This window comes from Limnohabitans sp. YIMB22184, assembly GCF_048020265.1.
In the GTDB taxonomy this organism is placed as follows: domain Bacteria; phylum Pseudomonadota; class Gammaproteobacteria; order Burkholderiales; family Burkholderiaceae_C; genus Limnohabitans_A.
Map to the genome: position 1 here is coordinate 1544295 of NZ_CP171843.1, position 13133 is coordinate 1557427.

Annotated in this window: 13 protein-coding genes; 1 reads left to right on the top strand and 12 read right to left on the bottom strand. The window is 58.7% G+C overall.

Annotated features, from left to right (window positions below; translation table 11 throughout):
* Window positions 1-4: 4 nt before the first annotated feature.
* From ACHEXL_RS07280 to rpsB, 12 genes are all read right to left on the bottom strand, one after another.
* Window positions 5-946, bottom strand: a complete 942-nt coding sequence (locus ACHEXL_RS07280) for a Gfo/Idh/MocA family oxidoreductase (protein WP_416558645.1) — start codon at window positions 944-946, stop codon at window positions 5-7.
* A 50-nt stretch (window positions 947-996) separates the two neighbouring features.
* Window positions 997-1812 (bottom strand): acyl-ACP--UDP-N-acetylglucosamine O-acyltransferase, encoded by an 816-nt coding sequence (gene lpxA, locus ACHEXL_RS07285; protein WP_416558646.1) that lies wholly within the window; start codon window positions 1810-1812, stop codon window positions 997-999.
* Between the two features lie 6 nt (window positions 1813-1818).
* Window positions 1819-2259 (bottom strand): 3-hydroxyacyl-ACP dehydratase FabZ, encoded by a 441-nt coding sequence (gene fabZ / locus ACHEXL_RS07290; RefSeq protein WP_108426497.1) that lies wholly within the window; start codon window positions 2257-2259, stop codon window positions 1819-1821.
* A complete protein-coding gene (gene lpxD / locus ACHEXL_RS07295) occupies window positions 2256-3248 on the bottom strand; it encodes a UDP-3-O-(3-hydroxymyristoyl)glucosamine N-acyltransferase (protein ID WP_416558648.1) in 993 nt (330 codons plus the stop codon). The genes fabZ and lpxD overlap by 4 nt, the downstream gene beginning before the upstream one ends.
* Window positions 3249-3272: 24 nt before the next feature.
* Window positions 3273-3791 carry an OmpH family outer membrane protein gene (locus ACHEXL_RS07300; RefSeq protein WP_416558649.1) on the bottom strand — a complete coding sequence of 173 codons (519 nt, stop codon included), beginning with the start codon at window positions 3789-3791 and terminating at the stop codon, window positions 3273-3275.
* Window positions 3791-6115 (bottom strand): outer membrane protein assembly factor BamA, encoded by a 2325-nt coding sequence (bamA, locus tag ACHEXL_RS07305; protein WP_416558651.1) that lies wholly within the window; start codon window positions 6113-6115, stop codon window positions 3791-3793. Before bamA ends, ACHEXL_RS07300 begins: the two co-directional genes overlap by 1 nt.
* 198 nt (window positions 6116-6313) lie before the next feature.
* Entirely contained in the window at window positions 6314-7507 is a 1194-nt protein-coding gene (gene ispC / locus ACHEXL_RS07310; protein WP_416558653.1) for a 1-deoxy-D-xylulose-5-phosphate reductoisomerase, read from the bottom strand.
* Between the two features lie 16 nt (window positions 7508-7523).
* Window positions 7524-8372 (bottom strand): phosphatidate cytidylyltransferase, encoded by an 849-nt coding sequence (locus tag ACHEXL_RS07315; protein WP_416558654.1) that lies wholly within the window; start codon window positions 8370-8372, stop codon window positions 7524-7526.
* Between the two features lie 90 nt (window positions 8373-8462).
* Window positions 8463-9023, bottom strand: a complete 561-nt coding sequence (frr, locus tag ACHEXL_RS07320) for a ribosome recycling factor (RefSeq protein WP_416558655.1) — start codon at window positions 9021-9023, stop codon at window positions 8463-8465.
* 24 nt (window positions 9024-9047) lie between these two features.
* A complete protein-coding gene (pyrH, locus tag ACHEXL_RS07325) occupies window positions 9048-9770 on the bottom strand; it encodes a UMP kinase (protein ID WP_416558656.1) in 723 nt (240 codons plus the stop codon).
* Between the two features lie 59 nt (window positions 9771-9829).
* Window positions 9830-10723 (bottom strand): translation elongation factor Ts, encoded by an 894-nt coding sequence (tsf, locus tag ACHEXL_RS07330; protein ID WP_416558658.1) that lies wholly within the window; start codon window positions 10721-10723, stop codon window positions 9830-9832.
* Between the two features lie 78 nt (window positions 10724-10801).
* Window positions 10802-11551 carry a 30S ribosomal protein S2 gene (rpsB, locus tag ACHEXL_RS07335; RefSeq protein WP_108362815.1) on the bottom strand — a complete coding sequence of 250 codons (750 nt, stop codon included), beginning with the start codon at window positions 11549-11551 and terminating at the stop codon, window positions 10802-10804.
* 223 nt (window positions 11552-11774) lie between these two features.
* On the opposite strand from rpsB, the gene ACHEXL_RS07340 reads away from it, so the two are divergent.
* A complete protein-coding gene (locus ACHEXL_RS07340) occupies window positions 11775-13130 on the top strand; it encodes an amidase (RefSeq protein ID WP_416558661.1) in 1356 nt (451 codons plus the stop codon).
* Window positions 13131-13133: the final 3 nt, after the last annotated feature.

The following is a 13133-nucleotide window of genomic DNA, read 5'->3' on the forward strand; positions in this document are numbered from 1 at the left end:
AGAATCAGGAAATCAGGCGAGTGGCTTCGGTGATGCGCTGAACGGCCTCCAGCGCACGGCGCCCAGCCTCACCACTCACTTTGGGTGGGCGGCCATCTCGAATGCTTTCGACAAAGTCGAGAATTTCAGAAAACAGGGGATCGGCTTCGCCAAACGACTGCTCGTGTCGCTCAATGGCCTGCTCAGGATCGGCCAAGGGCGTGGTGGCACCGCGGTAAGTTGTCAAGGTGCGGGCCTGGAAGTCGAGAGAGTGGCAAGCCTGACTTTGAAACACCCGCATTTTGCGCTCGCTTTTGGCGCTCACGCGGCTGGCGGTCACGTTGGCCACGCAACCGTTGGCAAAGCGAATGCGGGCGTTGGCAATGTCGATATCGGATGTCAACACCCTCGCCCCGGAACACTCCACACTTTCCAGCTCGCTGTCGACCAGCGACAAAATCAAATCCACATCGTGGATCATCAAATCCAGCAGCACGCTCACGTCGGTCGCGCGTGGCTTGAACGGCGCCAGGCGCGAGCTGTCAATGAACCGGGGGTTGGACAACAAGGGCTCCAGCGCCAAAGCGGCCGGGTTAAAGCGCTCCAGATGGCCCACCGCCAACACGCATTGGTTTTCTTTGGCCAGGCGAATCAACTCATCGGCTTGCTCCAGGGTGGTGGTCATGGGCTTTTCGACCAAGACATGCACGCCAGCCCGCAAAAATTCAGCGCACACCTCGTAATGACCTTGTGTAGGCACCACGATGGAGACCGCGTCAACTTCACCAATCAATGCGCGGTAATCCGTCAGTGCGGCGCAGCCCAAAGGCCCGGCAACCGCCTCGGCCTGCTCCTGCCGACTGTCCACCACCGCAACAAGCTTGCAATCAGAAATTTTGGCGTACTTTTGAGCATGAAATTTGCCCAGATAACCAACGCCAATGACGGCGCAACGCAACAGGGCCACAGGGCCCTCCTTTCATGCTCGGGCCAGGACATGCCTGACCCTTGGGTTGTTCAATCGACCGAGCGGCGACGCGAACGCACAATGCCCACTTTGGGCGAAACGCCCGACAAAAAGTCCAGCATCATGTCCACATCGGCCTGAACCTCAGGTTTGTCTTTTGCGATTTGCAGGATGCGTTCTTTGGACGCTTCCAGCGTGAGGCTCTCACGGTAAAGCGCTTTGTGCATGGCCCGCACGGCGGCGATTCGGGTGGGTGAATAACCGCGACGACGCAATCCCTCGGCATTCACGGTGCGGGCAGAAGCTGGCTGGCCCTGGCAAGTGACGTAAGGCGGCAGGTCGGCAAACAGCAAAGTGCACATGGCCGTGAAGCTGTGGGCGCCCAACCGCAAGAACTGGCGCACCACCGTGAAGCCGCCCAGGATGACCCAGTCGCCCACCACCACATGGCCCGCCAGTTGCGAGTTATTGGCAAAAATCGTGTGGCTGCCAATGTGGCAATCGTGCGCCAAATGCACATACGCCATGAACAGGTTGTCATCCCCCACCTGGGTCACACCGCCACCATTGACGGTACCGGCATTGAAGGTGCAAAACTCGCGGATGGTGTTGCCGTTGCCGATCACCAAACGGGTCGGTTCACCCGCGTATTTTTTGTCCTGTGGCGCAGCGCCCAGGGAGCTGTAGCTGTGGATGTGGTTGTTTTGACCGATGGTGGTGTGGCCTTCGATCGTGCAATGCGAGCCCACCGTGGAGCCTGCACCGATGACCACGTTCGGGCCAATGATGGTGTAAGGACCAACGGTCACGGAGGCGTCCAGCTGAGCAGCCGGATCGACCAAAGCAGTGGAATGAATAGTCGCCATAAATCCTCAGGCAATTTTGCGCATGGTGCACATCAGGTCGGCCTCGCAAGCCAGCTCGTCACCGACCTTGGCCTGGGCCTTGAACTTGAAAATGCCAGCCTTCATGCGGTCCAGCTGCACATCCAGCGTCAATTGATCGCCCGGCTCCACTGGACGTTTGAAGCGTGCACCGTCAATGCCCGCGAAGTAGTAAACCGTGTTGTCATCGGGCGCGGCATCCAAGGTATCAAAAGACAGCAAGGCGGCCGCTTGGGCCAGCGCCTCCAGCATCAGCACACCCGGCATGACCGGACGGTGAGGAAAATGACCTGTGAAAAAGGGTTCATTGATCGTGACGTTCTTCAAAGCTTTGATGCGCACGCCTTTTTCCAGTTCCAGCACACGGTCAACCAGCAAAAAGGGGTAGCGGTGCGGCAACTGCTTGAGAATTTTGTGAATGTCCATCATGGTGAGTTTTCCTTGTTGTTTTGAATGTCCGCTTCGAGGGCTTTGATGCGGTCGCGCAAGCGGGACAGTTGTTTGAGACTGGCGGCGTTTCTTTCCCAGTTGGCATTGCTGTCCAGCGGAAACATGCCTGTGTAGTGGCCGGGCTGCGAGATGGAACGCGTGACCACCGAAGCGGCGGAAATGTGCACATGGTCCGCCAGGCTCAGATGCCCCAGCACCACGGCGCCACCGCCCACGGTGCAATGGGCACCAATCTTGGCACTCCCCGCTACGCCAACGCACCCGGCCATAGCCGTGTGCTGACCAACCTGCACGTTGTGACCAATCTGTATCAAATTGTCGAGTTTGACGCCGTCTTCGATGACCGTGTCCTCCAGGGCACCCCGGTCAATGCAGGTGTTGGCGCCGATTTCCACATCGTTGCCGATGCGCACCGCACCCAGTTGTTCAATTTTTTCCCACCTGCCTTGGTGCGGGGCGAATCCGAACCCGTCTGCGCCGATTACAACGCCGGAATGCACCAGGCAACGCGCACCGATTTTGCAGTCTTCACCCACGGTGACACGGGACTTCAACCACGTACCCGGACCAACTTCGGCACCGCGCTCGACCACGCACAAAGGGCCAATCACCGCATCTTCAGCAATTCGCGCCTCGGGGTCGATCACCGCGCTCGGGTGAATCCTGGGCCCAGCAGGCTGTCGCGTCGCCCCCTTCCACAAACGGGTCAAGCGGGCGAAATACAAGTAAGGGTCATCGGTGAGGATGACCGCAGTTCGCTGTGTGACTTGCGCCTCAAACGCGGGGCTGACAATCACGCAGCCTGCCAGGCTGTTGGCCAGTTGACTCTGATAACGAGCTTGGCTGAGGAAACTGATCTGGTCCGGTTGGGCGGTTTGCAAAGGCGCCAATCCCGACACCTTCATGTCAGAGGGCCCCAACAGGCGCCCCCCCAGTGTCTCAACGATAGCGCCCAGCGTCAGCGACACGGTTTCAAACAGGCTTGACGCCTGTTATTTACCCACCGAGGCGTTGAGGGCCTTGATGACTTTTTCTGTGATGTCGTGCTTGGGATTGAAGTAGGCAGCATCCTGCAAGATCAGGTCGTACTTCTCGGACTCGGCCACTTGCTTGACCGCGCGTCCAGCTTTCTCAAACAGCATCTGGTTTTCTTCGTTCTTGCGGGCGCCCAAATCTTCTTGGAACTCACGCTGGCGACGCTTCAAATCGCGGTCCTGCTCGATCAACTGCTTTTGCTTGGCCACCCGCTGCGCTTCAGACAAAGTGGGCGCATCGCGCTCGAACTTTTCAGCCGATGCCTTGAAAGTATTGATGGCGTCATTGAGCTCTTTTTCGCGCTTCAAAAATTCCGACTCCAGCTTGGCCTGAGCCGCCTTGGCCACGTTCGAGTCACGCAGAATGCGGTCCGTGTTGACGATGCCGATTTTGAAATCCTGCGCCTGCACCAAGCCTGTGAAAGCCGATGCACCAGCCAGCAGTGCGACGAGAAGGTTCTTGCGAATCGTGTTCATTAGAAAGAGGTTCCGATCTGGAATTGGAGTTTCTGGATTTTATCGCCTGTCTCTTGGCGAATCGGCGTCGCATAAGAGAAGCGCAAGGGGCCCATGGGCGAGATCCAGCTCAAGCCAATGCCAGCAGATGCACGCAAATCACTGAAAGAGACTTTTTCGATTTCGCCAAAAGCTCGGCCGATGTCGGTGAAGCCAAACAAACGCAGAGTCTTATCGTTGCCAGCACCTGGGAAAGGCACCATGAATTCGGCGTTCAAGACAATTTTCTTGGGGCCACCGAGATAAACGAGTGCCGAAGAGGAGTCGTTTTTAATTGTCCGAGCACTTGGTCCCAGTGTAGATTGCTCAAAACCACGAACACTGCCCAAACCACCCACATAAAAATTCTTAAAGATGGGGAATGGCTGACCGCTCAGACCTTGACCCCATCCGAGATCCGCGTTCAAGGCCAAGGTGTATTTCTTACTCAGCGGGAAATACTGCTGATATTGGTAGTTGCTGCGGAAATAACGAACATCCCCTGCAACACTCAAATCCGCGTTCACCCGCTGGTACGTGCCCTTGGTCGGTACCAAAGCGCTGTCTCGCCCGTCTCTCGCCCATCCCAACGTGAGTGGAATGGCAGTGCTGGTGGTGCCAAATTGCTCTGCGTATTCTTTGTACGGATCGGGCAAGCCCGTTCCAGCCTTGATTTGGGTCTGTTCGGCATTGGCCCCCACAAAAACCGTGTCGGTCTCGGTCACTGGCACGCCAAAGCGAAGGCCTAAACCTGAGTTGATCAAACTGTAAGAATTGATGTCGCCCAGATAAGGACGTGTCGTGCGCTGAAAGACATCCAACGTGCGTGAGATGCCGTTTTGCGTGAAATAGGGATCTGTGGTGCTGAGCACCAGATTGCGGTTGTATTTGCTGGTGTTGACTTCAACGGCCAAATAGTTGCCCGAGCCAAAAGCATTTTCCTGGCGGATACCAAAGCTCAGGGTCACTTTTTCCGCAGAAGAGAAGCCCGCACCCAGCGAGATACTGCCGGTTGGTTTTTCGGCCACGGTGAACATCAAATCGACCTGATCGGGGGTGCCCGGGATTTCGATGGTTTCCACGTTCACGTCCGTGAAAAAGCCCAAACGGTCAACGCGGTCTCGCGACAGACGGATTTTGTCACCGTCGTACCAAGCGGCTTCATATTGGCGAAACTCGCGGCGAATCACTTCGTCGCGGGTGCGGTTGTTGCCCGAGACCAGAATGCGCCGGACGTATGCACGGCGCGAGGGTTCGGCTTGCAGAACAAACTGCACGCGGTTGTTCTGACGGTCAATTTCCGGCTTGGCCTCCACCCTGGCAAAGGCAAAGCCGAATTTGCCAAAGTAGTCGGTGAAGGCCTTGGTGGTCTCGGCCACGGTTTCGGCGTTGTAGGGCTTACCCACAGCGATCTTGACCAGTGCCTTGAATTCATCGTCCTTATCGAGGTAATTGCCTTCGAGTTTCACACCCGAGACGACAAAGCGCTCACCCTCGGTCACGTTGATCGTGATGGCCATTTCCTGCTTGTCTGGCGACATGGCTACCTGAGTGGAGTCAATCCGGAACTCGAGAAAACCACGGGCCAGGTAATAGGAGCGCAAAGCTTCCAGATCGGCATTGAGCTTGGTGCGGGCATAACGGTCAGACTTGGTGTACCAGCTCATCCAGCCACCTGTGTCCAGGTTGAACTGGTCGCGCAAATCGGATTCGGAGAATGCCTTGTTGCCCACGATCTGGATCTGTTTGATCCGGGCTGGCCCGCCTTCGGTGATGGTAAAACTCAAATTCACCCGATTGCGGTCCACGGGCGTGGCCGTGCTGACCACTTCGGCACCGTACAAACTGCGGTTGATGTACTGGCGCTTGAGCTCTTGCTCGGCCTTGTCAGCCAGGGCCTTGTCGTAAGGGCGTCCCTCGGCCAGACCCACTTCCTTCAGGGCTTTGATCAAGACATCCTTGTCAAACTCCTTGAGCCCAATGAACTCGACAGCAGCCACCGAAGGCCGCTCTTCCACCACGACCACCAGCACATCGCCCTCGGTTTCAAGGCGAACGTCTTTGAACAAGCCCAAAGCGAACAGGGCGCGAATGGCGGCTGCCCCCTTTTCGTCCGAATACTGATCACCCACGCGCAGCGGCAAAGAGGCAAACACCGTACCGGATTCGATCCGCTGTAAACCCTCTACTCGGATGTCTCGCACGGTGAAAGGGTCAATAGCCCAGGCGGGCATGCACGCCATCAAACTGGCTGCCACCGTCCATGCGGCAGGTTGAAGCTGTGAACGAATGTCAAAAAAATTCATGGTGCAACCATATAAGGGCCAACAGCCCGTGTGCGCTGAGCACACGACCTTTAACCCATTTGAAAAAACCCAATCTGCACACCGCCAAAGGACAGCCAGCACAGCATTTTCGCCTGAAAAACAGGGTCACAGCGCTTGACACCGTGAAGCCAAGATAATACACGCCGAAAACGGTACGCAGCAGGCGGATCGCGCCCCTTACCCGAGCCGGCCAAGCACCCTCCGGGCTGCCTCCCGGCTTTGGCGGTCAATGGCCAGCAAGTCCCCCAGGTTTTCTGGTCGGACGGTGTCCACGGCATCCAGCGTCTCTTCGTTCACATGGTGAATTTGGTCAAACCGAATGCGACGGTTCAAGAACGCGTCGACCGCGATTTCATTGGCGGCATTGAGCACGGCGCAACTGCCTGGTGCGCCCTGCAGAGTGGCCCAGGCCAGCTTCAAACCTGGAAAACGCGCCGGATGGCCATGCCCGTCCATGGATTCAAAGGTCATGGCGGCCAAGGCATGGAAATCCAGTGCAGAAGCACCCGAAACCATGCGCTCTGGCCAGCTTAAGCCGTAGGCAATGGGCACCCGCATGTCGGGCGTGCCCAACTGGGCCACCACAGAGTTGTCCTTGTACTGGACCATGGAGTGGATCACGCTTTGGGGGTGGATCACCACCTCCAGCTGTTCGGGTGCCAGCCCAAACAAATACCGCGCCTCGATGACTTCCAAGGCTTTGTTCATCATGGTGGCGGAATCCACCGAAATTTTGCGCCCCATCACCCAGTTGGGGTGGGCACAGGCCTGCTCCGGGGTCACGTCCTTGAGGCTGCCCGGCTCTCGCCCGCGAAAAGGGCCACCCGACGCAGTCAGGATGATTTTGTGAACACGCCGCTGCCAGGTGGCAGGGTCTTCAGGCAAGGATTGGAAAATCGCCGAATGCTCGCTGTCGATCGGCAGCAACACCGCCCCACCCTCGCCCACGGCCGACAAAAACACCTCGCCGCCCACCACAAGGGCTTCCTTGTTGGCCAAAAGCAGCTTCTTGCCAGCACGCGCAGCAGCCAAACAAGGCGATAACCCTGCGGCGCCAACAATGGCCGCCATGACCGCATCCACGGGCTCGACAGAGGCCACCTCGTCCAGCGCCGCAGCGCCCCAACGCACTTCGGTGCGCAAACCTTCGGCCTTGAGCTTGTCCGCCAGCAAACGGGCTGCGTCCTCCTGGACCATGACGGCCACTTCGGGCTTGAATTGCGCGCATTGCGCCAGCATCAAGTCCACTTGGGTCGATGCGGTCAAGGCATAAACCGAAAACTGCTGCGGGTGCCGCGCCAGCACATCCAAAGTACTCTTGCCAATGGAGCCCGTAGAGCCCAGGATGGTGATGCGTTGGGGGGTGTACATGGGGTCCGCTCTCGTTTCAAATCCAAGAAATCAACATCATCGCCAAAGGCAATGTCGGCAGCAAGGCATCCACGCGGTCCAGAACACCGCCATGACCCGGCAGCAAGCCTGAGCTGTCTTTCATGCCCGCGCTGCGTTTGACCAGCGACTCCACCAAGTCGCCCACCACACTCATGGCGGACATGAACAACAAGGAGGGCAAGGTCACCCACCAGCCTTTGGCCCACAGCATGGAATAAAAGCTCAGATCCTGCAGGGCCCAGCGACGGTCCACCTCAACCCAGACCGCGGCCACACACAAGACCCCCAACATGCCGCCCAAAGCCCCCTCCCAGCTCTTGCCGGGGCTGATGCTGGCCGCCAGCTTGGTCTTGATCCAACGACCACCCAGCGCCTTGCCAAAAAAATAGGCAAACACATCGGCCGCCCACACCAACACCAAAACAGACAACAAGAAATTGACGCCTCGTTGATGGGCTTGCGCCATCGCCACCCAGGCCAGGGTCAGCAGCACGACTCCACCCAACCAGCGCACAGAACGTGGCCATAGCGCCCAGCCTGGCACGCCGCGCTGAATCATCCAGCTGCCCAGTAAAACCCACAGCGCTCCCGCCAGCAGCCAAACCCATGGTGGGGTGCGTTCAGCCCAACCCATTTGCACGGCAGCAGCGCAAGCCAGCAAACAAAGCAAGGCGCCCGACCATGCTCCAACTGCGGGCATGCCGTTGAGCCGACCCCACTCCCAAGCACCTGCGGTAATCAGGACCATCGTGAGCGCCATGAAGGGCCAAGGATGGACCGCAAACAAAGCGGGCAGCAGCAAGGCCAGCAAGACCAGGGCGGTGATGACGCGTTGTTTGAGCACGGGTTCTCCAGAAAAAAGGCCGCTGAATAAAAAAGGCCGCCAATTGGGCGGCCCGTCAGACCGTGTGAAGCCACGGCACCAAATTCACACTCAAACCGCCATGATCTCTTGTTCTTTGGCAGCCACCAACTGGTCGATCTCGGTCATGCGCTTGTCGGTCAGCTTTTGAATTTCGGCCTCGGCACGCTTTTGATCGTCCTCGGACGCTTCCTTGTCTTTGACCAACTTTTTGACCGATTCGTTGGCATCGCGGCGCAGATTTCGGATCGCGATCTTGCCGTTCTCACCTTCGGTGCGGGCCAGCTTGGTCATCTCCTTGCGGCGCTCTTCGCTCATGGGCGGCATGGGCACGCGGATCAAATCGCCCATAGAGGCGGGGTTCAGGCCCAGATCGCTTTCGCGAATGGCTTTCTCGATCTTGGCACCCATGCCTTTTTCCCAAGGCTGCACGCTGATGGTGCGCGAGTCCATCAAGGACACGTTGGCCACTTGCGACAAAGGCACCATCGAGCCGTAGTAATCCACGTGGATGGTGTCGAGCAGGGCCGGATTGGCACGCCCGGTGCGAATCTTGGTCAAATTGTTCTTGAACGCCGCAATGGATTGCTCCATTTTGGTTTCGGTGGTTTTCTTGATGTCTGCAATGGTCATGGGGTTCTCCTCGTCAGAACGGGCTCAAGCATAAACCAGGGTGCCTTCGTCCTCGCCCAGAACCACACGCTTGAAAGCGCCGTTCTTGATGATCGAAAACACCTTGATCGGCAGTTTCTGGTCTCGGCACAGAGCAAAGGCTGTGGCGTCCATGATGCCCAGATTGCGCGAAATGGCCTCATCGAAGCTGATTTCGCTGTAACGCGTGGCAGAGGGGTCTTTTTTCGGATCGGCCGTGTAAACACCATCGACCTTGGTGGCCTTGAGCACCATCTCGGCACCGATTTCGGCACCGCGCAAAGCCGCAGCGGTATCGGTGGTGAAGAAAGGGTTACCCGTACCCGCTGCGAACACCACCACCTTGCCCTCTTCGAGGTACTGTAAGGCCTTGGGTCGCACATAAGGCTCAACCACCTGGTCAATGCCGATGGCCGACATGACGCGGGCCGTCAGACCCGCCTTGTCCATGGCATCAGCCAAAGCCAAGGAGTTCATCACCGTGGCCAACATGCCCATGTAGTCGGCGGTGGCGCGGTCCATACCGACCGAGCCGCCCGCCACACCCCTGAAGATGTTGCCGCCACCGATCACCACCGCCACCTGCACACCCAAGCGGGTGACTTCGGCGATCTCTTCGGCCATGCGCACGATGGTGGCGCGGTTGATGCCGAAGGCGTCGTCCCCCATCAGGGCTTCGCCCGACAGCTTGAGCAAAATGCGCTTATAGGCTGGCTTGGCTGAAGACATGACGGGCTCCTTGGATTTCAATGGTGAAGATGGATGGGCAAATCAACAGGTGTACGAACTCAGGCTGCGCCTTGGGCAGCAGCCACTTGCGCGGCCACTTCGGCAGCGAAGTCGTCGACTTTCTTTTCAATGCCTTCACCCACCACGTACAAGGTGAATGTCTTGACGGTGGTGCCTGCGGCCTTGAGCATCTGCTCGACGGTCTGCTTGTCGTTCTTGACGAAGGACTGGTTGAACAAAGACACTTCTTTGAGGTACTTTTGCACCGAGCCTTCGACCATCTTGGTGGCGATGTCGGCAGGCTTGCCGGACTCGGCGGCCTTGGCCGCAGCGACAGAGCGCTCTTTTTCGATCAACTCGGCAGGCACTTCGGCGCTGGTCAAGGACACAGGCTTCATGGCGGCCACGTGCATGGCCACGTCTTTGGCGGCGGTCTCGTCACCTTCGTACTCGACCAACACACCAATGCGGGTGCCGTGCAGGTAGTTGGCGATCTTGGCGCCGCCCGCAGCACGCTTGAAACGGCGGAAGCTCATGTTTTCGCCGATCTTGCCGATCAGGCCCTTGCGCACTTCTTCCAGGGTGGGGCCAAAGCCGTCCTGGCTGTAAGGCAACTCGCCCAAAGCAGCGATGTCGGCAGGGTTGTGCTCGGCCACCAGCTTGGCAGCGGCGTTGGCCAAAGCCAGGAAGCTGTCGTTCTTGGTCACGAAGTCGGTTTCGCAGTTGACTTCGATCATGGCGCCCGTGGTGCCGCTCACGAAGCTGGTCACCACGCCTTCGGCGGTCACGCGCGAAGCGGCCTTGCCAGCCTTGGTGCCCAGCTTGACGCGCAGCAACTCTTCGGCTTTGGCCATGTCGCCTTCGGCTTCGGTCAGGGCCTTTTTGCACTCCATCATGGGGGCGTCGGTTTTTGCGCGCAGTTCAGCGACCATGCTTGCGGTAATTGCAGCCATTTGATTTCTCCGTATTCAGTCTAAAAGTCAAATTAAAAAAAAGGGGCCACAAAGCCCCTTTCATCGAGTCTTGGGAACTCAGGCAGAAGCGTTGGCTTCTTCGACGAATTCGTCAGCGCCTTCGGTCACGGCCTTGACCACGTCGTTGACCGCATTGGCACGGCCTTCAATGATCGCGTCGGCGATGCCACGGGCGTACAAAGCCACGGCCTTGGCCGAGTCGTCGTTACCGGGGATGATGTAGTCGATGCCTTCGGGCGAGTGGTTGGAGTCCACCACACCGATCAATGGGATGCCCAGCTTCTTGGCTTCCGAGATGGCGATCTTGTGGTAGCCGACGTCGATCACAAAAATCGCATCAGGCAAAGCAGCCATATCCTGGATACCACCGATGTCTTTTTCGAGCTTTTCCATCTCGCGCTTGAACATCAGCTGTTCTTTTTTGCTCAGGCTGTCAAGACCGACTTCCTGCTGAGCCTTCATGTCCTTCAGACGCTTGATCGAGGTCTTGACGGTCTTGAAGTTGGTCAGCATGCCGCCCAACCAGCGCTGGTCAACGAAAGGCACACCAGCGCGCTGGGCTTCTGCAGCCACCAGCTCACGGGCTTGGCGCTTGGTGCCCACCATCAGGATGGTGCCGCGGTTGGCAGACAACTGCTTGGCGAACTTGATCGCGTCCTGGAACATCGGCAGCGATTTTTCCAGGTTGATGATGTGGATTTTGTTGCGGTGGCCGAAGATGAACGGGGCCATCTTGGGGTTCCAGAAGCGAGTTTGGTGACCGAAGTGGACACCGGCTTCCAGCATTTCGCGCATGGTAACGGACATATGAATACTCCAAAGGTTAGGTCTAAAACCCGGTCCACTGATCGCGCACAGCCTGTAAAACAGGGAGCGCAACACCTTGACGGGACGGGTTCGCGGATGGACTTTGCCGAATTCAGGTCATTGTTTGGGCATCATGTTCGACATGACACTCAAAAGACAGCGCCCAAGCTCTGCATAGCCTTAGGATTATAGCATCCTGACCCACCAGAAAGCGCCCTCTCCCATGAAAGCTGACCTGATCGCCACCCGGCAAGCCATCCGGGCTGGCTCCACCCACCCCCAGGCCGTTGCAGAAGCTTGTCTGGCCGCGGCTCAAAGCACCGCCTGCCAGCATGCCTTCATGCAACTGACCCCCGAGACGCTGCAACAAACAGCCAAGCAGCCTCAAGTGACCCAAAGCCCACTCGCTGGCCTTGCGGTATCCGTCAAAGACCTGTTTGATGTTCAAGGGCAGATCACCCAGGCTGGCTCGGTCGTTCTGAAAAATCAGCCCCCTGCGGTCGCAGACTGTGCAGCCGTGGCGCGTTTGCGGGCTGCAGGCGCGGGCCTGATCGGGCGCACGAACATGGTTGAGTTTGCCTTTTCGGGCGTGGGCAACAACCCCCACCACGGCACGCCTGCCGCCTGGGACGGCCTTCATGAACAGCCTGTCGGCACCCCCGGGCTGCCCCATGCGCCCGGCGGCTCCAGCTCGGGCGCGGCCGTGTCGGTGGCCACGGGTGCCGCCTTCATCGGCCTAGGCTCGGACACGGGCGGCTCCATCCGGGTGCCCGCCGCCTTGAACGGCATCGTGGGCTTCAAAAACACCGCCCGCCTGGTGCCCACCACAGGCGCTCTGCCCCTGTCCACCACGCTCGACACCGTGTGCGCCATGACACGCACGGTGCGCGACGCGATTTTGGCCCACGAAGTGCTCTCGGCCAGGCGTGTTCCACAAGGGCGGCGTCCTCTCTCCGGCTACCGCCTGGCGGTCGTCAAGAGCCTGATGCAGGACAGCATGGATGCCACGGTGACGCAGGCTTTTGAGCGCAGCCTCAACACATTGAGGGCGGCAGGGGCACGCATCGATGAGATCAACCTGACCGAGTTGAACGAGCTGGCCCCCATGATGAGCACGGGCGGCTTCAGCCCGGCCGAGGGTTATGCCTGGCACCGTGCGTTGATCGAGCGCGAAGGCGAACGCTACGACCCGCGCGTACTGCAACGCTTGATGCGCGGCTCGGGCATGAAAGCCCACGAGTACATCGATTTGGTGCAGGCCCGTCGGCAATGGATTGGCCGCGTGGAAATGGCCCTGGTGGGTTACGACGCCGTGCTCTCCCCCACCACACCCATCACAGGCCCGCAAATCAGCGCCGTGGCCCCGGGTGCCGAGCGCGATGCCGAGTTTTTCCGGGTCAACGGCCTGCTGTTGCGCAATACCAGCGCCGTGAACACACTCGATGGCTGCGGCATCTCCCTGCCCTGCCATGCGCCGGGCGAGCTGCCCGTGGGCTTGATGGCATGGCACGCGGCCATGCACGACGACAGCATTTTGCAATTGGCCTTGCTGCTCGAACCCTTGCTGCAACAGCACTGACGC